At 70.6% G+C, this 21,197-nt stretch carries 16 protein-coding genes and 1 pseudogene; 9 read left to right on the top strand and 8 right to left on the bottom strand.

The features are described 5' to 3' along the window. Nucleotides 1-15: 15 nt before the first annotated feature. Complete coding sequence (locus OHA72_RS01975) at nucleotides 16-1,317, top strand: ABC transporter substrate-binding protein (RefSeq protein ID WP_327006157.1); 1,302 nt, start codon at nucleotides 16-18, stop codon at nucleotides 1,315-1,317. Between the two features lie 210 nt (nucleotides 1,318-1,527). Continuing rightward, nucleotides 1,528-5,226, top strand: a complete 3,699-nt coding sequence (locus tag OHA72_RS01970) for an NIDO-like domain-containing protein (RefSeq protein WP_327006156.1) — start codon at nucleotides 1,528-1,530, stop codon at nucleotides 5,224-5,226. 2 nt (nucleotides 5,227-5,228) lie between these two features. On the opposite strand, the gene OHA72_RS01965 is transcribed toward OHA72_RS01970, so the two are convergent. Both OHA72_RS01965 and OHA72_RS01960 read right to left on the bottom strand, forming a co-directional pair. Further along, nucleotides 5,229-6,065 carry a DUF5753 domain-containing protein gene (locus OHA72_RS01965; RefSeq protein ID WP_327006155.1) on the bottom strand — a complete coding sequence of 279 codons (837 nt, stop codon included), beginning with the start codon at nucleotides 6,063-6,065 and terminating at the stop codon, nucleotides 5,229-5,231. Between the two features lie 154 nt (nucleotides 6,066-6,219). Then, nucleotides 6,220-6,480 carry a hypothetical protein gene (locus OHA72_RS01960; protein ID WP_327006154.1) on the bottom strand — a complete coding sequence of 87 codons (261 nt, stop codon included), beginning with the start codon at nucleotides 6,478-6,480 and terminating at the stop codon, nucleotides 6,220-6,222. Between the two features lie 662 nt (nucleotides 6,481-7,142). Between OHA72_RS01960 and OHA72_RS64510 the strand changes: the two are divergent. Both OHA72_RS64510 and OHA72_RS01950 read left to right on the top strand, forming a co-directional pair. After that, nucleotides 7,143-8,255, top strand: a pseudogene (locus OHA72_RS64510) (hypothetical protein); the annotation flags it as partial. Between the two features lie 158 nt (nucleotides 8,256-8,413). Next, nucleotides 8,414-9,916: a putative bifunctional diguanylate cyclase/phosphodiesterase gene (locus OHA72_RS01950; RefSeq protein WP_327006152.1), complete on the top strand. Its 1,503-nt coding sequence runs from the start codon at nucleotides 8,414-8,416 to the stop codon at nucleotides 9,914-9,916. A gap of 1,304 nt (nucleotides 9,917-11,220) precedes the next feature. Here OHA72_RS01950 and OHA72_RS01945 read toward each other — a convergent pair. Further along, complete coding sequence (locus OHA72_RS01945; RefSeq protein WP_327006151.1) at nucleotides 11,221-11,868, bottom strand: hypothetical protein; 648 nt, start codon at nucleotides 11,866-11,868, stop codon at nucleotides 11,221-11,223. Between the two features lie 149 nt (nucleotides 11,869-12,017). Between OHA72_RS01945 and OHA72_RS01940 the strand changes: the two genes are divergently transcribed. After that, a complete protein-coding gene (locus tag OHA72_RS01940) occupies nucleotides 12,018-13,097 on the top strand; it encodes an LLM class flavin-dependent oxidoreductase (protein ID WP_327006150.1) in 1,080 nt (359 codons plus the stop codon). A 341-nt stretch (nucleotides 13,098-13,438) separates the two neighbouring features. On the opposite strand, the gene OHA72_RS01935 is transcribed toward OHA72_RS01940, so the two are convergent. Continuing rightward, entirely contained in the window at nucleotides 13,439-14,158 is a 720-nt protein-coding gene (locus OHA72_RS01935) for a M50 family metallopeptidase (RefSeq protein WP_327006149.1), read from the bottom strand. Between the two features lie 39 nt (nucleotides 14,159-14,197). Between OHA72_RS01935 and OHA72_RS01930 the strand changes: the two genes are divergently transcribed. The 3 genes from OHA72_RS01930 to OHA72_RS01920 all read left to right on the top strand — a co-directional run bounded on the left by OHA72_RS01930 (nucleotide 14,198) and on the right by OHA72_RS01920 (nucleotide 16,854). Next, complete coding sequence (locus tag OHA72_RS01930) at nucleotides 14,198-14,773, top strand: GNAT family N-acetyltransferase (RefSeq protein WP_327006148.1); 576 nt, start codon at nucleotides 14,198-14,200, stop codon at nucleotides 14,771-14,773. 90 nt (nucleotides 14,774-14,863) lie between these two features. Beyond that, complete coding sequence (locus OHA72_RS01925; RefSeq protein WP_327006147.1) at nucleotides 14,864-16,450, top strand: serine/threonine-protein kinase; 1,587 nt, start codon at nucleotides 14,864-14,866, stop codon at nucleotides 16,448-16,450. Between the two features lie 44 nt (nucleotides 16,451-16,494). Next, nucleotides 16,495-16,854, top strand: a complete 360-nt coding sequence (locus OHA72_RS01920; RefSeq protein ID WP_327006146.1) for a DUF1801 domain-containing protein — start codon at nucleotides 16,495-16,497, stop codon at nucleotides 16,852-16,854. A gap of 3 nt (nucleotides 16,855-16,857) precedes the next feature. Here the strand turns inward: OHA72_RS01920 and OHA72_RS01915 are convergent, their stop codons facing one another. Genes OHA72_RS01915 through OHA72_RS01905 form a run of 3 tightly spaced genes read right to left on the bottom strand, consistent with a single transcriptional unit; the run spans nucleotide 16,858 to nucleotide 19,638 of the window. Then, a complete protein-coding gene (locus OHA72_RS01915; protein ID WP_327006145.1) occupies nucleotides 16,858-17,625 on the bottom strand; it encodes an FAD:protein FMN transferase in 768 nt (255 codons plus the stop codon). A gap of 3 nt (nucleotides 17,626-17,628) precedes the next feature. Beyond that, nucleotides 17,629-18,222: an FMN-binding protein gene (locus OHA72_RS01910; protein ID WP_327006144.1), complete on the bottom strand. Its 594-nt coding sequence runs from the start codon at nucleotides 18,220-18,222 to the stop codon at nucleotides 17,629-17,631. A gap of 33 nt (nucleotides 18,223-18,255) precedes the next feature. After that, complete coding sequence (locus tag OHA72_RS01905; RefSeq protein WP_327006143.1) at nucleotides 18,256-19,638, bottom strand: ferredoxin reductase family protein; 1,383 nt, start codon at nucleotides 19,636-19,638, stop codon at nucleotides 18,256-18,258. 142 nt (nucleotides 19,639-19,780) lie between these two features. On the opposite strand from OHA72_RS01905, the gene OHA72_RS01900 reads away from it, so the two are divergent. After that, nucleotides 19,781-20,302 (top strand): hypothetical protein, encoded by a 522-nt coding sequence (locus tag OHA72_RS01900; RefSeq protein WP_327006142.1) that lies wholly within the window; start codon nucleotides 19,781-19,783, stop codon nucleotides 20,300-20,302. A 301-nt stretch (nucleotides 20,303-20,603) separates the two neighbouring features. Here the strand turns inward: OHA72_RS01900 and OHA72_RS01895 are convergent, their stop codons facing one another. Beyond that, a complete protein-coding gene (locus OHA72_RS01895; RefSeq protein ID WP_327006141.1) occupies nucleotides 20,604-21,080 on the bottom strand; it encodes a GNAT family N-acetyltransferase in 477 nt (158 codons plus the stop codon). Nucleotides 21,081-21,197 lie beyond the last annotated feature (117 nt).

Below are 21,197 nucleotides of genomic sequence, written 5' to 3'. Positions count from 1 at the left end.
GTAAGGAGCTCCTCAATGAAGAGGTTGGGCATGTTTGCCCTCGCCGCGGTGCTGACCGTCGGCTCACTCGCCGGATGCCGTGGCGGGGACAGCACGGAAGACAAGGGTTCGTCGGGCGCGAAGTCCGACGTCGGGATCACCAAGGAGCCCTGCCCCAAATCCGAGCACAAGGACCGGGGCTGCATCTACCTCGGCATCATCTCCGACCTGACGGTCGGACCCTTCCACGTCCTCGCCGTGCCGATCACCGACGCGCAGAAGGCGTTCTGGAAGCGGGTCAACGCCCAGGGCGGCGTCGGCGGGTATGACATCGACGCGGAGACCTACGTCCGCGACAACAAGTACAACCCGCAGACCCACAACGAGGCGTACCAGGAGATGAAGGGCAAGGTCCTCGCCCTCGCCCAGAGCCTCGGCTCGCCGACCACGGCCGCGATCCTGCCCGACATGAAGGCCAACAACATCATCGCCGCGCCCGCCGCGTGGACGTCGGCGTACGCGTTCGAGGACAACATCCTCGAGTCCGGCGCCAACTACTGCATCGAGTCGATGAACGCCGTCGACTACGCCAACGAGACCTTCAAGCCCAAGACCGTCATGGCGGTGCACCTCGCCGGTGACTACGGCGACGACGCCGCAGCCGGGGCGAAGATCGCCGCGGAGAAGCTGGGCATGACGTTCGTCAATGTGAAGACCGACTCCGGCACCGACAAGCAGGCCGGCGCGGTCACCGCCATCGTCACGCAGAAGCCGGACCTGGTCATCCTGACCACCGGGCCGGCGGACGCGGCCGCGATCGTCGGCGGCGCCGCCCAGCGCGGCTTCACCGGCAAGTTCATCGGCACCAGCCCGTCGTGGAACCAGGGCCTGCTGGCCACCGCCGCCGCACCCGCGCTGAAGGCGCTCTACCTGCAGTCCTCGCCGTGGAAGTCGTGGGCGTCGGACACCCCCGGGCACAAGGCCATGCGGGAGGCGCTCGGCTCGTCCGTCACGCCGAACGACGGCTACACGTCCGGCTGGGTCTGGTCGTACCCGCTGCTCGCCGCGCTCAAGAAGGCCCAGGCCGACGGTGACCTGACGCGGGCCGGCCTGCTCAAGGCCGCCAAGTCGCTCACCAAGGTCGACTACGAGGGCATGCTGCCCGACGGCGCCGGCAACTACGCCGGCGGCGCGGATGGCACCTTCCGCCAGTCGCTCATCTACAACCCGACCGTCGGCAGCGGCGGCCCGAACGACATCAAGCTGATGAAGGACTACTTCACCGGCTCCGTCGCGAAGGACTACAAGCTCGACAAGGCCTGCTACGAGAAGCTGTAGGCGCACAGGGATCTGAGGACGACCCGTTCGGCTGACTGGCCGAACGGGTCGTTTTCCGTCGATCTTGTCCGGACCTGGCCCGATTCGCGGCGGGTCGGGCCGCATGGGGTCGGCAACGCGACACTTTTTCACGACGTACCGCTCGGTAGGCTGGCGCAATTTCAGCGGGACTCCCGCCTCTCTGCCCACCCCACCAGGAGAGGACGGTTCATGTCGATACGTCGACGTACCGTGCGCGCCTTCCTCGCCGCCGTGCTCACGGCGAGCGTGTTCGTCCCGTTGGCCAGCGCGACCGAGGCCGCCGCGGCGACAATGCCCGCCGGATTCCAGGAGCAGGTCGTGTACGGCGGGCTCACCAACCCGACCAACATCGAGTTCTCGCCTGACGGCCGCGTCTTCGTCGCCGAGAAGAGCGGGATCATCAAGGTCTTCGACAGCCTTGCGGACACCACCCCGGACGTCTTCGCCGACCTGCGCACCAACGTCCACGACCAGTGGGACCGGGGCCTGCTCGGCCTCGCACTGGCGCCGGGCTTCCCGACCAACCCGTGGGTCTACGTCCTGTACACCTACGACGCGCTGCCCGGCGGTACCGCGCCGAAGTGGAACGACGCCTGCCCGGACGCCAACAACGGCACCTGCGTCGTCACCGGCCGGCTCTCGCGGCTGCAGGCCAACGGCAACCAGATGACCGGTGCCGAGCAGGTACTGATCACCGACTGGTGCCAGCAGTACCCCAGCCACTCGATCGGCGATCTGCACTTCGGTGCCGACGGCGCGCTCTACGCCTCCTCCGGTGACGGCGCCAGCTTCAGCGCGACCGACTACGGTCAGTTCTCCAACCGGTGCGGCGACCCGCCGTCCGCCGCCGGCACCGCACTCACCCCGCCCACCGCCGAGGGCGGCGCCCTGCGTGCCCAGGACATCCGCACCACCGCGGACCCGACCGGCCTCAACGGGACCGTCATCCGGATCGACCCGGCGACCGGCGCCGCGCTGCCGACCAACCCCAACTTCGCCTCGGCGGACACCAATGCCCGCCGGATCGTGGCCTACGGCATGCGCAACCCGTTCCGGTTCACCATCAAGCCCGGCACCAGCGAGGTGTGGAGCGGCGAGGTCGGCTGGAACACGTACGAGGAGATCAACCGGGTGCAGAACCCGGTCGCCAGCACCATCGGCAACTACGGCTGGCCGTGCATCGAGGGCCCGAGCGCCCAGAGCGGCTACGACGGCGCCAACCTCAACCTGTGCGAGCCGATGTACGGCGCCACCCCGTCGGTGCCGAACGTCCAGCCGTACTTCTCCTGGAACCACAACGCGAAGGTCGTGGCCGGCGAGAGCTGCCCCAGCGGCGGCTCCTCGTCCTCCGGCGTCGCGTTCTACCCCGGCAGCGGCCCCTACCCGGCCGCCTACCAGGGCGCGCTGTTCTTCTCCGACTACAGCCGCGACTGCATCTGGGCCATGATGCCCGCCGGCGCCGGTGGCCTGCCGTCCACGTCGAACATCATCACGTTCGCCGCGGGCGCCGCCAACCCGGTCGACCTGGAGATCGGCCCCGGCAACGAGCTGTACTACGTGGACCTCGGCGGCACCGTGCGCCGGATCCGCTACTACGCCGGCAACCAGCCGCCGGTCGCGTCGATCACCACCAACCGCACCTCCGGCGGCACGCCGCTCGCGGTGACCTTCGACGGATCGACGTCCTCCGACGCCGACCCCGCCGACCAGGGCGTGCTCACCTACCAGTGGGACTTCACCAACGACGGCACCTTCGACACGCCCAACGCCGCGGCCAGCGTCACCGCCAGTTACACGTACACCGCGCCCGGGACGTACACGGCCAAGCTGCGGGTCACCGACACGCTCGGCGTCACCAACGACAAGACGGTGACGATCACGGCCGGCAACGACGCGCCGACCGCGGTCATCGACACGCCCGCGGCCAGCTTCACCTGGGCGGTCGGCAACACGATCAGCTTCACCGGCCACGCCGGCGACCCGCAGCAGGGCACCATCCCCGCGTCCGGGCTCAGCTGGACGATCGTGCTGCACCACTGCTCCTCGCCGGGCGTGTGCCACGAGCACCCGATGCAGACGCTCAACGGCGTCGCCGGCGGCACGCTCACCGCACCCGACCACGAGTACCCGTCATACCTGGAGTTCCGGCTCAAGGCGACGGACTCGGGCGGGCTGACCAGCACCACCACCGTCAACGTGCAGCCCAAGACGGTCGACCTGACGTTCGTCAGCAACCCCGCCGGGCTGAACCTGACGGTCGGCCCGACGAGCCAGGCGGCGCCGTTCACCCGCACCGTCATCCAGGGCTCGACGAACACGGTCAGCGCGCCGACGCCGCAGCTGTACAACAACGTGCCGCACGCCTTCAACACATGGTCCGACGGCGGGGCGCAGACCCACGTCATCACCGCGCCGGCGACCGACACCACCTACACCGCCGGCTACGTGTCCTCCTGCCAGGACACCTACGGCTACATCTGCTCGGCCTCGCCACGGGCGTTCGTGCCGGCCGACGGCACCGTGCTGCCGCTCACCGGCGACGACAACCTCAGCCAGGTGTCGCTGCCGTTCGGGTTCAAGTTCTACGGCACCACGTACAACTCGGCGTGGATCGACACCAACGGCCGGCTGAGCTTCGCCAGCCAGGGCACCTCAGACACCACGCACGGCGCGATCCCGTCGGCGGCCACGCCGAACGCGTCGGTGTACGCGTACTGGACCGACCTCGTCGTCGACGGCTCGGCCAGCGTGCGGACCGCGGTGACCGGCTCCGCGCCCAACCGGCAGTTCGTGGTCGAGTGGCGCAACGCCTACCAGTACGGGTTCACGTCCCGGCGGATCAACGCCGAGGCGATCCTGTACGAGAATGGCGACGTCGTCACCAACTACTCCGGCATCGACAACACCGCCGAGGCCGGCGCGTCCTCCACCGTCGGCATCGAGAACGCCAGCGGCACCGTCGGCATCCAGTTCTCCAACAACACCTCGGCGCTGCAGAACGGCATGGGCGTGCTGTTCAAGTCGCCGGGTGGCGGCGCCGACCCGCCGCCGGTGACCGGCAACGTCACCGGCACCGTGACCAACCAGGGCACCGGCACGCCGGTCGCCGGCGCCACGGTGACGCTCACCCCGGGCGGGACGACGAAGACGACCGCCGCCAACGGCACCTACACGTTCACCGGCGTGCCCGCCGGTGCGTACACGGTGACCGCCGCGGTCGGCTCGGGCGGGCAGTGCGGCGGCGGCGGGGCCTCCGCCCCGGTCAACGTGGTGGCCGGGACGACCACCGTCAACCTGGCACTGACGCAGGGCGCCGACGCGTTCGGCTACACCTGCGCAGACGGCCCCCGCACGTTCATCGACGGCGACACGCCGCTGACCCTCACCGGGGACGACAGCATCGTGCAGCTCACCACGCCGTTCCCGGTGAAGCTGTACGGCACCGCGTACAACTCCGTCTGGGTCGACACCAACGGCAAGGCGAGCTTCGTCAACCCCGGCGCGGCCAACGCCGACCACACGACGCTGCCGACCACGCTCGTGCCCAACGCGACGGTCTACCCGTTCTGGTCGGACCTGGTCGTGGACGGCCAGTCCAGCGTCCGCACCGCGACCACCGGTGCGGCGCCGAACCGGGCCTACGTCATCGAGTGGCGCAACGTGTTCATCTACGGCAACACGTCGCGGCGCCTCACCTTCGAGGCGGTCTTCTACGAGAACGGCGACATCGCGTTCGCGTACAAGGACCTCGACAACGCGTTCGAGCAGGGCAGCAACGCCACCGTCGGGATCGAGAACGCCGCCGGGACCGTCGCCTACCAGTACGCCAACAACCAGCCGGTGCTGGTCAGCGGCAACGGGGTGCTGTTCCACCCGCCGGCCGGCTGACCTCACCCGCGTTTCAGCTCGGCGGCCACCTGCCGCATGAGGTCGATCGAGGCCTCATGCGGCAGGGCCATCGCGGCCAGCCCGCGCAGCCCCTCGGTGTGCGAGGCGATCAGTTCCGGCTCCTCGAGCAGCTGACCGCCCTTGTGCAGGATCCCGTCGTCAGCCCCGAACTCCAGCACCGTGAACGCGCCGTCCCACCCGATGTGATGACCGGCGTTGAACGGCACGACGCGGACGTCGGTGTACGGGCGCTGCGCGAACTCGACCGCGTGCTCGATCTGATCGACGAGGACGGCCTCGTCGTCGTGCAGCGGCAGCCGGCGCAGCACCGACTCGTCGATCAGCGCCTGGAACCGTGACGGCGACTCCCGCTCGAACAGCTCGCTCTGCCGCCGCAGCCGGAACTCGACGCGCTGCTCGTGATCGCCGGCCTTCTGCTCGGCGGTCGTCGCGGTCGCGTACCGCCGGGTCTGCATGAGCTCGGGGAACTGCATCGGCTCGAAGGTGCCGACGAACACCGCCTCCGCCTCGAACCCCACGTAGGTGAGCAGGGAGCCGGGCAGCGCGGCACGGTACTCGTCCCACCACATCCGCCGTTTCGCCGCCCTGGCCAGCTCCAGCAGGTCGTCGACCAGCTGGGTGTCGTGCAGCCGGTAGTAGGCCAGGAGGCTGCGCAGGTCGCTGACCGAGATGGCGACGGTGCCGTTCTCGATCCGGATCAGCTTCGACAGTGACCACTCCATTTCGGCGGCCACCAGGTCCTGGGTCAGTTCACGTTCCCGCCGGAGCCGTCGCAACTCGGCTCGAAGGCGACGCTTGCCCACGATCGGTCCACTCATGGACTCTTCCCCCAAATCGCGTCCAGATGGCAACGCGGCGTCTCTACCCGATTCGCGGCGAATGCACCTAGTGACTTCAGCCCCGTGATTTCAGCCTGGGGACTTCAGCCGGGGGGTGTGCGCGGCCAGGAAGATCTCGGCCAGTACGCCGGGGTCACCGCCGGGCGAGGCTGAGTCCGACGAGGATGCCGGCGGCCACCGCAAGGGCGACCACGATCACGCCGGCCGCGATCCACCAGGCGGTCGCGCTGCTCACCTGGGGCGGCTCGATGGCCGGCACCCGTCGTGGCGGCCGCTGCGCCGGCTGTTGCGGCACGGGTTGCCGCGGTGCCGGTTCGCGCGCCGGTAGGTGCGGCTGCCGGTCATCCGGGACCGGCAGCCGCAGTGGCGGCTGCTCGGCGGGCGGGAGCTCCACCGGTACCGTGGCCGCTTTTTTCGCTTTTGAGGTTTTTCTGGGTTTTCGCACCGGCGGAGGTGGGGGCTCGACCTCCGCCGGTGCATACGTGTCCTCACCGGCGAGCCCGTCGTCCTCGACCGTCGCCCAGGGGGAGGGGCGGACGGTCCAGTCGGACGCGCGCGCGTAGTAGACCGGTGCCTCCGGGGGATGTGCGTCGCCGCCCTGCTGCCGGGGTGGTGGCTCGCGTGCGGGCGGTGATGCCGCCGGTGGAGGGGCCGGTGGGATCTGCGGTGCCGGTCGGTCCGGCGCGGTCGGTGCCCAGGGGGAGGCGTCAACCGGCCTGACCTGCGGTGCTGTCCGGGAGCGTGGCACCTCACGCGGCGGCGGGAAATAGATCCCGTCCTCCGTGTGGTCGTCGTCGCGACGTCTGTGGTGCCGGCCCTCGGTCATCGAGTTCCCTTCTCGTCGGCGAGGCCGCTACGCAGCGCAAGGATGAGGAAGCACGCTGCGGTCAACCTAGCACTGGGAACCGTCGATGTGTGACCGTGCGGCTACCGATTGATCAAGTCGCTTTGCGGTATCTGAGGATCGCGCAATTCGCACATTCGTCTGGAATCTCTCAGATCTGCCGACGGCCGGCCGAATGTCCAGCACGTCCGAGCGGGTGGAGGGCTCTGTCGATGTCGGTCGATGTGCGGGCGGTGCGGTCGCACCCGGCGCTGCGCGGCGCCGTGGCCCTTGCGCTGCTGAGCACCAGCTGGCTCGCCGCGCAGTGGCCGCACGTGATCGTCCACCCCGCGATCGGCTGGCTCCCCGTGCCGCTCAGCGCCGGCCTGGCCGCCGCCGTGTGCTTCCGCACCGCCCGCCTCGCCGGCCCCGCCGGCCGCTTCTGGCGCCACCTCGGCGTCATCATGCTCATACTGCTCGCCGGCGTCCTCAGCAGCGCCGTGGACAGCCTCACCGGCCCCGACGCGCCGACGCAGCGCTCCGGCGGCCTCACGATGACGCTGTACCTCGGTGCCGTCCTGGTCCTCGTCTGGGCCCTGCTGCGCCTGCCGATCCGCCGTCGCATGATCACCTTCGGCCTCGACCTGGCCGTCGTGGTCTGCGCGGCGGGCCTCATGGCCTGGTTCTTCGCCGCACAGGGCTCGCTGGAGCTGACCAGGGTCACCGGCACGGCCTGGACCGTCTTCGGCATCGTGGTGCTGCTCTTCGCCGGCCTGCTCGCCGTCGCGAAGGTCGCCCTCGCCGGCACCGGCGGCCTGGACCGCACCGCCCTGTGGGTCCTCGGCGGCACCGTCCTCACCGGCGCGGGCCTCGGCGCCGTCGCGCCGCTGCTGGCGTCCAGGCCCTACCTCAACGACTGCCACCTGTCGATCCCGGTCTGCGCCGCCGGCATCACCCTGGCCGCGCTCGTGCAGCGCCACGCCGTGCCTTCCCCGGCGGCTCCCCGCGCGCCGGCGCGGCCGTTCAGCCTCCTGCCGTACCTGGCGGTCATCGTCGCCGACGGCTTCGTCCTGGCCGGCATCGGCCCCGACCAGCGCCACACCCGCGTCCTCGTCGCCGGCTCCGTGCTGCTCACCCTCCTCGTCGTCGCCCGCCAGCTGGTCTCCTTCTACGAGAACACCGCCCTGCTCGCCCGCGTCGACGCCAGCATGCTGGAGCTGCGCAGGCACGAACGCCGCTTCCGCTCCCTCGTGCAGAACTCCGCCGACATCTTCGCCATCACCGACGCCGCGGGGCGGGTCACGTACGCCAGCCCGAGCCTGCTGCGCTTCCGGGGCGTGACCGCCGAGGAGATCCCGGGCGCCACCGTCAGCGACCGCATCCACCCCGACGACCTGATCGAGTCCCGCCGGCTGACCCCCCCTCCGGCACCGCCACCCTGCAACTGCGGCTGCGCCACGCCGACGGCGACTGGCGCTGGTTCGAGGTGGTCAGCAGCAACCTCATGCACGACCCCAGCGTCCGGGGCATCGTCAGCAACGCCCGCGACATCACCGAGTCCCGCCGCTACCAGGACCAGCTCAGCTACCAGGCCTCCCACGACGCGCTCACCGGCCTGGCCAACAGGGCCCTGTTCAACGCCGCCACCACCAGCGCGGTCCGGGTCGCGCAGTCCTTCTCCTCGGGTTCTTCCGGCTCTTCCGGCTCTTCCGGCTCTTCCGGCTCTTCGGGTTCTTCGGGTTCTTCGGGTTCTTCGGGTTCTCCGGGCTCTTCCGGGTTGGCGCTCGCACTCGTCGACCTCGACGACTTCAAGGCCATCAACGACCGCCTCGGCCACGCCGTCGGCGACGCCCTCCTCGTCGAGGTCAGCGAACGCCTGCGCGCCAGCGTCCGCCCCGGCGACACCGTCGCCCGCCTCGGCGGCGACGAGTTCGCCGTCCTCCTGCCCGACGCCACCGCAGCCGACAGCGCCCGCATCGCCGAGACGTTCATCGACGCGCTGGCCGCCCCGGTGCGCGCCGCCGGCTACGAACTGCTCATCCAGGCAAGCATCGGCGTCGCCCGGCACACCGTCGACTGCGACGCCAGCGACCTGCTGCGCCGCGCCGACATGGCCATGTACGCCGCGAAGGAGCTCGGCAAGAGCCGCTGGGTCGAGTACGGCCCGGAACTGGACGCCCACGCGGTCGAGCACGCCCAGATCGCCGCCGAGCTCAGCCAGGCCCTCGACCGCGACGAACTGTTCGTCCTCTACCAGCCCATCGTCGGCCTCCCCGACGGCGACGTCCGCGGCGTCGAGGCCCTCGTCCGCTGGCGCCACCCGACCCGCGGCCTCGTCTCACCCGTCACCTTCATCCCCGTCGCCGAACGCACCGGCCTCATCGTCGCCATCGGCGCCTGGGTCCTTCGCCAGGCCTGCACGCAGGGCGCCCGCTGGGCCCTCGACCTCGGCGACCACGCCCCCTGGAAGATCAGCGTCAACGCCTCCGCCCGCCAACTCCTCGAACCCGCCTTCGTCACCACCGTCGTCACCACCCTCGCCGACACCGGCCTCGACCCCGCCCGCCTCACCATCGAGATCACCGAGACCGCCGTCTTCGGCGGCGGCCGCGCCCTGGACACCGTCCGCGACCTGCACGCCCTCGGGGTGAAGATCGCCCTCGACGACTTCGGCACCGGCCACTCCTCCCTCGGCCTCCTCCGCACCTGCCCCGTCGACGTCCTCAAGGTCGACAAGTCCTTCGTCGACGGCGTCACCGGCACCGTCGAACAGGAGGCGATCGCCACCTCGATCAGCGAGATCGCCCAGGCGCTGCGCCTGGAAGCGGTGGCCGAGGGCGTCGAAACCGCGGCGCAGGCGGCGCGGTTGCTGGAGCTCGGCTACCACCTGGCCCAGGGCTTCCACTTCGCCCGCCCCCTGCCGGCCGCCGAGATCGCCCCGCTCTGCACCCCCGAACCATCCCTGACCGCCACGTCGATCTCCACCCGCGCGGACGTTCACTCCTGATGCCTTCCCGACGCCGAGGACCTGCGACCTCAATCACGATGGCGAGGCTGAATCCGGACGAAACGGGCGCTGCGATATGGCGATTCGTCATGGTTGAACCAGCGACGGTGTTGTAGCACCGAATGATGCCCTCGACGGCGCTGGATCATGTGAGTTCGGACCTGGCGTGGCATCACCCCGGGTACGGCACGGACGGTGACCGCGCTACCCGGTCGCGCCGCCGGAGGCTGCGCGGAACCACGAAGGCCGCAGCCGCGCTGGATTTTCTATTACGGGCATGCCAACCCGCACGCGAACCGCGACGATGGCCCATCCAGAGCATCCGAATCATGGACGCCCACCGCCAGTCGGCCCGCGATCGAACAGTCGAGGAAAGGCCAAGGCGCGCCGGCCTGGGCGCGATGTCGGCAGGCCACGGCATGCGGGGCGAGCCGACCGCGGCAGCGGCCGGTCGCGGTGGTGGTGAGGCGCGGCGTGCGGATGCGGCGGCCGGAGCGGGTCGCGGTGACGGCGGCACGGCGTGGTGCGCGGGTGGGCCGGGTGGTGGCGCCGGACGACGCGCGGCGGGCTGTTGGTGGTCTGGCAAGGTGCGGCATGCGAGCGAGCGGCCGGCTGCAGCAGCTGGCTGATCGCGGTGATGCCAAGACGTTGCGAGCGGGTGGGCCGGTCGGGCTGGTCGGGCTGGTCGCGGCAGCGGACTGCGACGGGCGAGTCATGGTGGCGGCAAGCAAGGCGCGCCATGCCGGGCGAGCCGAAACGCGGCGGACGGTGCGCTGGTCACGGTGGCGGACGGGGCGCTGATCGCCGTGACGACAGGTGGCGTGCCGGGCGAGCCGAAACGCGGCGGACGGTGCGCTGGTCACGGTGGCGGACGGGCGCTGATCGCCGTGACGACAGGTGGCGTGCCGGGCGAGCCGAAACGCGGCGGACGGTGCGCTGGTCACGGTGGCGGACGGGCGCTGATCGCCGTGACGACAGGTGGCGTGCCGGGCGAGCCGAAACGCGGCGGACGGTGCGCTGGTCACGGTGGCGGCAGGCGCCGTGCTGGGCGCGCCGACCGCAGCGGACCGGTGCGCTGGTCGCGGTAGCGGATGGGGTGCACTCGTCATGCCGGCGGCAGGCGCGGCCTACGGGCCAGGCGTGGTCCGGCGACCACGGGCGTGACGGCCCAACCGGTCGCTGCGGCGGCATCGCACGGCACACCGCCAGAGCGGCGAACGCGACGTGGCGGCGGGCGAGGCACACCCGAGAGGGGTGGCGTGCCTCGCCCGCCGCGTCAAGCAGAGCGGATCGGAGCGGATCGGTCAGGCGGTGGTGCCCCACATCGCGGCGAAGGCGGCCGCCTCGCCGGCGAGCCAGCGCTCGACCTCGCCCTGCTTGAGGGCCGGGTCCGGGCGCAGGACGTCGCCGCGGCGCAGGTCGACGAGGACGGGGGTGGCGTTGGGCAGGACGAGGTCCATGTGGCGGGTCATCAGGTGCAGGGTCGCAACCGCTGCCTCGTCCTGCGGCGGGTCCTCGTCGAAGTGCAGCCGGACGGCCTCGCCGTGACCGTCCGCATACCGCAGGCCGAAGTGTGGGTTGATCTTCACCGGCAGGTTGCCCAGCATGCCGAGGGCGTCGCGGGTCGGGGTGATCTCCACCTGCGACAGGTCGCCGAGTGACTCGATGTAGCGCAGCGCGCCGGGGACGACGGACTCATACAGCGGGCGCCACCGCGAGTTGACCTGATCGACGACCGCGTTGAGGTAGGTGCCGCCGGTCCGGAACCGGATGTCCGCCTTCAGTGCCTTGACGAGCTGGCCGTGCGGGTTGAAGCCGGAGCCCGACTCCCGCTGACGGCGCAGGCCGCCCACGAAGCTCGCCTTGCGCGGGCCGGTGCGGCCGACATAGCGCGTGAAACTCAACAGGGTCGCATACGGAACGGACCCCGGGGTGACGGTGGACACGGTCACTTGCGCTCTCCTCCCAGCCAACGAAAGCGACTCAAGAACCCCAGCTCAAGAGCGACTTTCGTACACACATTCTAATCGATCGGCGCTACATTTCCCAGTCTCGGCGAACAACCTGTGAAACACACCGTTTAAGTAGGTAAGGTGGCGGCATGACGACGTTCCACTGGTTCCTGCCGACGACCGGCGACGGCGATCAGGTCGGCGCGGCGACCGTCGCCGCGGGTGCCGCCGCACACGTCCGGACACCCACCGTCGCGTACCTGTCGGAGGTGGCACACGCGGCGGAGGAGGCGGGGTTCGCCTCGGTGCTGACGCCCGTCGGCGCCGGCTGCCTGGACCCGCTCGTCATGTGCACGGCGATCGCGCAGCACACCACGACGCTGCGGATGCTGGTCGCGTTCCGGGCCGGGTTCACACTGCCGACCCTCCTCGCACAGCAGGCTGAGGCCTTCCAATGGATCTCCGGCGGCCGGCTCGCCCTCAACGTCGTGACCGGCGGTGACCAGCAGGAGCAGCGGGCATACGGCGACTTCGTCGAGCACGACGGCCGCTACGCACGCACCGCCGAGTATCTCCAGGTGCTGCGCAACACCTGGAAGGGTGAGCGGTTCGACTTCCACGGCGACTACTACCACGTCGAGTGCGGCGGCCTCGGTACCCCACTCGCCGACGTCCCTCCAATCTACTTCGGTGGCGCCTCACCGGCGGCGGAGGACGTGGCCGCCCAGCATGCCGACGTCTACCTGATGTGGGGAGAGCCGCCGGCCGCGATCGCGGAGCGGGTCGCTCGGATGCGAGCCAAGGCAGCCGCGCACGGCCGGACGCTGCGCTTCGGGCTCCGGGTGCACGTCATCGTCCGCGACGACGCCGACCAGGCGTGGGCCGAGGCCGACCGGCTGCTGCGTGGCATGGACCCGGCGCGGATCGAGGCGGCGCAGGCCCGGTTCGCCCGGATGGACTCCGTCGGCCAGGCCCGGATGACGGCCCTCAACGCCGGCACGACCGACGGCCTCGTCATCGCACCCAACCTGTGGGCCGGCGTCGGCCTGGTCCGCGAGGGCGCCGGCACGGCACTGGTGGGCAGCCCCGAGGAGATCCGGCAGCGCCTGGCCGAGTACGAGGGCGTCGACGAGTTCATCCTCTCCGGCTGGCCACACCTCGAGGAGGCGCACCGGGTCGGCGAGGCGGTGCTCAGCCGCAGACCAGGTCTGACACCCGTCCCAGCGTGACCCCGTCCGCCGAACGTCAGCGGGCGGGTCAGTCACTCGATCCGATGGTGGAACCCGGACCGCTGCAGCTCAACCACAGCCCTGAACCCGCCGAGCAGATGAGCGCCGAGAGGCGGGGGCTCGGCCGCAGATCAGGTCTGACACCGGTCCGAGCATGAGCCGGGTGCCGAACGCCACTGACGCCAGTGACGCGGCGACGAAGATCGCGGCAAGGACGGCCGTCGGCACGCGGGTCAGGCGTCCGATCTGATCGGCGTCGGGACTGCCGCGGCTCGAACACAGCCGCGCTTGGCGCGAGCGCCCCGACTCCGCCAAGCGGCATAAGCGATGTGAGGCAGGGCTCAGCCGGAGATCAGGTCTGACACCGGTCCGAGCATGAGCCGGGTGCCGAACGCCAGCGACGCCAGCGAGACGATGACGAAGAACGCGACGAAGATGATCGCGGGCACCCGGGTCAGGCGTCCGATCTGGTCGGCGTCGGAGTTGGGTGCCTGGCGGCGGAAGCGGGACTGCTGCAGCTCGAACACGGCCCTGACCCCGCCGAGCAGCATGAACCACGAGAAGGCATACGCGAACGCGCCCTGCACCTGCGGTGACCCGAACCATGAGACACCGAAGATGATCGCGCCGGCGACGACGACGGAGACCACACCGTAGACGTTGCGGATCATGATGAGCATGGCGGCGAGCAGGAGCAGCAGGAGCCAGAGCAGGACCGTGATGCGGCCCGCGCCGAGGATCGCGGCCGCGCCGAGCCCCAGCAGCGACGGCGTGATGTAGCCCGCGAGGCCGGTCACCACCATGCCCAGCCCCTTGGGCCGGCCCTTCGACAGGGTCAGGCCCGAGGTGTCGGAGTGCAGCCGGATCCCGGAGAGGCGCCGGCCGCTCAGCACCGCCGCCAGGGCGTGGCCGCCCTCGTGTGCGATGGTCACGAAGTTGCGCATGACCCGCCACGCTGGTCGCAACAGGACCGCGAGCAGCGCCACCACGGCGGTGGCGATGACGACCTCACGCGGAGGTGCGGGCAGCCGGCTGAATGCGTCGCTCAACTCATCGAACACGAATGCAGAGCCTGCCACCTGACGTGTTGAATGAACAGCGTGGAGATCAGGCGCTTTGTCGACACCGACTGGCACGGCGGCGGCGAGCACCGCGGTGAGCCCGGCGAACACGGCAGCGGGCACGGCGAACACGGCAGCGGGCACGGCGAACACGGCGGCGGGCACGGCGTCTGGGACGTGTGGCACGAGGTCGTCGCGGCAGGTGAGAGCTACGACAACGACCCGGCGTCCACCGAGCAGGACGCCCGGTCGCACTGGCTGCTCCCGCCGCCCTTCGAGATCTGGGTGGCGGTCGAGGACGGCGAGGTGCTCGGCACCTACAAGGTCGGCCCCAACAAGGGCCGCCTCGGCGACCACGTGGCGAACGCCAGCTTCATGGTGTCGACCCGTGCGCGGGGCCGCGGCCTCGGCCGCGCGCTCGGCGAGCACTGCCTCGAGCGGGCCCGCGAGCGCGGCTTCACCGCGATGCAGTTCAACGCGGTGGTCTCGACCAACACCGTCGCCGTGAGGCTCTGGCGCTCGCTCGGCTTCATCATCGTCGGCACGATCCCCGACGGTTTCCGCAGCACGAAGCACGGTTTGGTCGACTTCCATATCATGTATCGGCAGCTGTAAAGGTCTCCGACGCCCAAAGAGTCCCCCTTGCGGGGAGTAATGCCTGGTAACGGTTGTGACCTTCATCTTGCATTCTGTACGAATACCCCGATGCGTACTCCCCCCGAAGCACGCGACGACACCGACGACCACCTCCGGTCGCTCAGCGAGGACCTCACCGGTTACCGCATCGGTGACGCCTACCAGCTGATCGAGCCGATCGGCGGCGGTGGCACGGGCACCGTGTGGCGTGCCCGGGCACTGCAGGGCGACGGCGAGGTCGCCGTCAAGCTGCTGCGCGAAGACCTCATGGCCGAGCCGAAGGCGGTCAGCCGCTTCGTCCAGGAGCGCGCGATCCTGCTCATGCTGCGCCACCCGCACATCGTGCGGGTCCGTGACCTGGTCACCGTCGGCACGTCGCTCGGCCTCGTCATGGACCTCGTCGAGGGCGGCAGCCTCCGCGACCACCTGCACGAGCAGGGCACCCTGGCGCCCGCCGCGGCCGCGACACTGCTCGCCCAGGTCGCCGACGCGCTGTCGGCCGCGCACCGGCGCGGCATCGTGCACCGCGACCTGAAGCCCGACAACATCCTGCTCGACCGCGACGACGGCCGGCTGCACACGCGGCTCACCGACTTCGGCATCGCGCGGGTGCTCGACACGCCGAGCATGACCACGCCGGGCGCGCTCGTCGGCACCGCGAACTACATCGCGCCCGAGGCCGTCTACGGCGGGCGGCCGGCCCCGTCCGCGGACGTCTACGCCCTCGGCGTGGTGCTCTTCGAGCTCGTCACAGGACGGCCGCCCTACGCCGGCGGTCCTGCCTGGGCGATCCTGCGCCGGCACGTCGACGAGTCGCCGCAGCGCGTGGAGGGCATGCCGGAGGCGGTCTGGCGGGTCGTGGAGGCCTGCATGGACAAGCGCCCAGGCCGCCGCCCATCGGCGAAGGAACTGGCGCACACGCTGCGTGTCGTGGCCAAGCGCACCGCCGACGACCAGCCACTGCCGCCCCAACCCGTGATCCATGAGCTGCCCTCCTTCGAGCCGCCGCTGCCGAAGCCCCGGCCGCCGACATCTTCGCGCTCACGTATGACAGTTCTGGCGGTCGTGCTGGCGGCGGTCACCGTTGTCGCCGTGCCCGCCTGGCGGATCGTGCACCGGCCGAGCGCCGAGACCGCGGTCCAGCGGCCGGACGCGCCGCCGCCGAGCGCGGACGGTCAGGCGGCGAAGCCACAGCCGAGCGGGTTGCCGTCGGCGGGCGGTAGTCGTACACCCGGCGGCGCGAGACTCGGTGCGGGTGCGCCGACGCGTTCAGCGGGTCCGGTCGAGGCCATCGTGTGGAGCGCCTGGCAGTGCGCCGACCAGTACACGTGGGACATCGGCCATCCGCTCCTGGCGCAGCCGTGCCATCAGACCAGCGGGGTCGCGGTCCGGATGGTCGGGCATGCACAGGCACTGCCGGCCATCCAGGCCGACATCTCGATCTCGCTGATGGACGCCGACTCCGGGGCGGTCGTGGACGGCCCCCACACGTGCACGGAACTGATGTTCACCGACTTCGCCCCGAACCACGACTGCGGGCCGTTCGACGCCACGCCGCCGCGCGGCCACCGGTACTTCGTGCTGCAGAAATGGGTCTACACGAACCGGGCGATCCTGCCCGGCGGACAGGTCAGCGGACCCGAGTTCGACTGGTAGGAAAAGTCGCTGGAATTGTCGTACCCATGTGGTGAGGTGTCGGCATGATAGCGACCGAGCCCTCGGGCCTCGACCAACTTCTCGCCGAGCACTGCGCGGACATCGCCGCACTCGCCCGCCACCTGCGGGACGTCATTGTCGAGGCCCGGCCCGAGCTGACCGAGCGGGTCTACAGCGGCTGGCACGGCTTGGGCTTCCACCACCCCGAGCAGGGCTATGTGGCGGCCATCTTCCCCGGCACCGATTCGGTGTCGGTCGGGTTCGAGCACGGCGCCGACCTGCCCGATCCGCACGGGCTGCTGCAGGGCACCGGCAAGCGGCTGCGTTACCTGCACTTCACCGTCGACGGATCCGCGCCGACCCATGAGCACCTGGTCGAGTATCTGGACCTCGCGGTCACGTAGCCCTCAGCTGTCAGCGACCACACCGTCAGCGACCACAGGCAGACCGTCGGACCGCATCGCACGGCCGTCCTCGGTGACGACCGCGCACTCGTGGCCGGGCAGCTGGGCCAGCCAGTCGATGCCCGCCTCGCCCATCGCCAGGGCCGCCGTGGCGTAGGCGTCCGCCGTGCCGAGCTCCGGCCCGACGACCGTCACCGAGCGCAGGGCGGCCGCGGGCTCACCGGTGAAGGGATCGTAGACATGCAGACCACGCTCATACGTGCCAGACGTCGCCACCGCCATGTCGGTGACCTCCAGGACCCAGGCCAGCGACAGTGCCTCCCACGGATGGCGCACCCCCACCCGCCACGCCGAGCGTCCCGGCGCCGCGCCACGGACGAAGACGTCACCGCCGGCGTTCAGGCAGTGGTGCGAGGAGCCGAGCAGCTGCAGCCGGTCGCAGGCGCGCTGCACCGCCCACCCCTTGACGTAGCCCGACGGGTCGAGCCTGCCGCCCACCATGATGTCGAAGTAGCCCCGTGTCTCGTCCCACAGCGACGTGCACCGGTCGAGGACCTCGCCCACCATCGGCGAGCAGTCCTCCCGCCGCAGCTCGCCACGGCCGAGGCGGCTGATCTCACTGTCGGGCTTGTAGGTGCTGAAGGTCGTGTCGACCAGCCGGAGCCAGGCGAAGACCTCGTCGGCGAGGCGTTCCAGCTCCGGCACCGGCAGGGGATCGGCGAGGTCGAGGCTGACCGCCATCCCCATCACGTGCTCGACCCGCACCAGCACGGGTCACGCCTGCAGCGCGCGGTCGATCGCCGACTGCAGGGACAGCTTGTAGCCGGAGCTGGTGTAGGTGGCACCGGAGACCGTGTCGATGTTCGCGCTCTGCGCGGACAGCGCCTGGGCCTTGAGCTTCGGCAGGGCGCTGTTGTTGATCTGCACGGACCGCGAGTGGTCGCTCGGCGAGTCCAGCACCTTGATGTCGGTGATCTTGCCGCCGGACACGACGATCGACAGCTCGACCGACCCGTATTCGACGTAGACGCTGCTGCCGCCGAAGGTGCCGTCCTTCATGGTCGTGCGTGGCGGCTTCGGCGCAGCGGTGGTCGGCTTCGGCGCGCTCGTCGTCTTCGTGGCACCGCCGGCGGGCGGCGCCGCCGTGGTGGTCATGGTGGTCGCCCCGCCGTTGCCCGGTGGCATGCTCCCGGCGGCGCCGGGAGCGGCGGACGGTGGCGGCACCGAGCCGCTCGGCACGGGGCCGGTCGCGCCAGCGGCCTGTGGGTTCAGGGGCCGGTCGGTCGGGCTGCTGAAGCCGGCCTTGGCACTCACCAGCAGGACCGTGCCCGCCGCGGTGCCGATCAGGGCGATCATCGCGCGTCTCACGAGGGACCAACTCTCAGGAACGGGAGCACAGCTCTAGAACTCGAAGGGGTCGAGGTGGACCTGCCGCCGCGGCACCCGCAGCCGCCGGAGCACCTGCAGGGACTGCGTGACCAGGCCGTCCGGGCCGCACAGGTAGATGTCACGCTCGGTGATGTCCGGCACCAGTTCGCGCATGCCGGTCGGGGTGAACAGGCGCCGGGGGCCCGGGTCGCGCCGGTCGCCGACGACGAACCACAGCGTGGCGTGCCGCAGCTCCGCGAGGTGCTCCAGCTCGTCCCGCAGGTGCAGGTCGTGCACGGCCGACGCCCGGTAGATCACCACGGCGCCGGGCGGCAGCTCCTCGAGCAGCGCGCGGATCGGCCCGATGCCGCTGCCGGCGGCGATGAGCACGGTCCGCGACTTGACCCGCCGGCTCGCGGTGAAGTCGCCCCACGGACCCTCGACGAAGATCCGCACGCCCGGGCGCAGGTTGCGCAGCGCGTTGGTGTGGCTGCCGACGGTCTTCACGGTGAGCCGCAGCCAGCGGCCGTTCGGCGCGGCGGACAGCGAGAAGGGGTGCGCCTGCCACCACAGGCCCCGCGACAGGAAGCGCCACCGGAAGAACTGCCCGGCCTGCGCGTCCAGGTCGTGCAGGCGGTTGCCGGTGATGTAGATCGACACCATGTCCGGGCCCTCGGCGACCACGTCCGCCACCCGCAGCCGGTGCCGCAGGTTCAGCGTCAGCGGCGCCACGACCCGGCCCCACACCACGGCGCAGATCATGACGACGTAGAAGACCGTCCACAGCGTCCGCCCGAGGCCCGGCTTGAAGAGCTCCTGCCCGTTGGAGAACTGGTGCGCGAAGCCCAGCAGCAACGCCAGGTATGCCGTCAGGTGCAGGAAATACCACAGCTCGTATGGCAGGGCCCGCCGCAGCCGGCGGATGCTCAGCAGGCCGATGCACACCAGCATGCCCGCTGCCAGGAAGGCGGTGACCATGTCCTGGTATTCGGTCAGGATCGTGCCGAGCTCGCTGACGAAACCGACCCGGTCCGCATAGGCGTAGCCGACGGTGATCAGCGACGCATGGGCGAGGATCGTGACCAGCACCGAGCCACCGAGCTCGCGGTGCCACAGGCCCAGGTGCCGGGCGCCGATCCAGCGCTCGAGGACGGACAGCCGGCTCATCAGGATGACCTGCACCAGCAGCAGGTAGCCGGCGATCAGGCCGGTCACCCGCCCGGCCGACTGGAAGACCTCCGCGGTGGTGTCGATCGAGCCGGGCTTCGTGCCCAGCCACCACGGCAGCAGGGCCAGCGCGAAGCCACCCCAGAAGAGGGTGCGCAGCAGGAACCGTCCGGCGCTGTTGTGCTCGACGGGTCGTGCCGCCGGCGCGGCGAGGCTGCCGGCCGCGCGTTGTTGCCGAGGGACGGTCATAGTTGATCTTGTCTCATGTGGTTCCACTGCCATTGGTGGTATCAGAACCCGCTGGCCAAGGGCCATAGGCTTAAGCCGGACTTCAACCTGCGCACAAGATGCTCGCACGTGCCCCTGGAAGGCGCGCCCCTAGACTGGCTCGATGCAGCGGTTCTGGCGAATTGCCCTGGTCGTCGTGGCGGTGGTTGCCGCGTTCGGCGCGACAGGGCTGGGCGTGGCGTACACGCTCGGTGTCTTCACCGACGCGGGGCGCTTCCGCTCCGCCCCTGACTGCGCGGTGCTGGACGCGTCAGCGGTCGCCGCGGTGGTACCGGCGGCGAAGATCGAAGCCGACGGCGACAACTGCACGGCAGGGGACGGCAAGACCCAGCTCAACGTCGGCTTCACCGTCGTGTCGAAGAAGGGCACGGTCGGCGGCCCCGAGCTCGCGTCCCGCTATCTCGACGTGGTCGGTGGCACCGACCATGAACGTCTCGACGTCGGCGACCAGGCGATCCGTCAGCGGGTGCAGGCGATCGGCCAGCCCGAGATCATCACGATGCGGGTCAGCAACCTGATCGTGGTGCTCTCCGTCGCCAACCTGGGCGGCGGCGAGCTGCCCGCTGCCGCGGACGCGGGCCTCGTGGAGGTCGCCAGGTCCCTCGCCACCAAGCTCAACGGCTGACACCCGCCACGTCACCGCGCCGCTCACGGAGGCGCCCACGACGCGGCCCGCGGTGCCGCAGCGGCGGGGAAGCACCCGGATCCCGCGTGGCCGGCGCCGCCAGCGGAGGGCCGAAATGCCCTGGAGGGCCGAAAGGCCCTGGAGGGCCGAAAGGCCCTGGAGGCCGCAAGACCCGGAAAGCAGGAGGCCCGACCGGGGTTGGCGGCCCGGCCGGGCAGGTTGGCGAACACGATCGAACGGACCCGGAAGAGCTAATCTCACCCGCCCTGCACAAAATCACATAGCGGGCAAAAAGGACATGTCAGGGGAGTTGGCGCAGGAAGCGGCCCGCGGCGTCTGAGCGGTCCTGATAGCCGAGAGCCTTGTAGAACGCGTGGGCGCCCTCACGGGTACGCAGGCTGGTCACCTCGACGCTGTGGCAGCCGCGCATGAGGCCGAACGTCTCCGCGGCCGCGACCAGGCTGGTGCCGATCCCGCGGCCCCGAGCGGAATCGGCGACGGCGAGCGCGACGATCCGCAGCCACGACCCGTCCTTCTCGAACGACGGGATGATGTGCGCGGCGATGACGCCGAGGAGGCGGCCACGCTCGTCCCAGACGAACGCGCCGCCGTCGGGATGGTCCACCCAGGAGCGCATGCGCCCCGCGACGTCGGTGCCCTCCTGCGTATAGCCCAGCAGCTCCAGCAGCGTCGTCACCTGCTCGGTATCGTCGGTGGACAACCGGCGCACCCCGCGGGCGACCTGCATACGGTAGGCGTGCAGCACGTCAGCGCTCATGAATGCAGCGTAGAACCGGCGGCGCCGTTTGTACCGGCCTGAACGCAGTCATTCACGTCCGCGGTGCACGTGCATCGTCAACGCGACACTTGACTGTTCTGCCGATCGTTCTACCAT

Source organism: Dactylosporangium sp. NBC_01737, from assembly GCF_035963215.1.
Classification (GTDB): domain Bacteria; phylum Actinomycetota; class Actinomycetes; order Mycobacteriales; family Micromonosporaceae; genus Dactylosporangium.
Note: the sequence above shows the minus strand (reverse complement) of the source record. Positions and strands in the feature narration are given on the sequence as shown.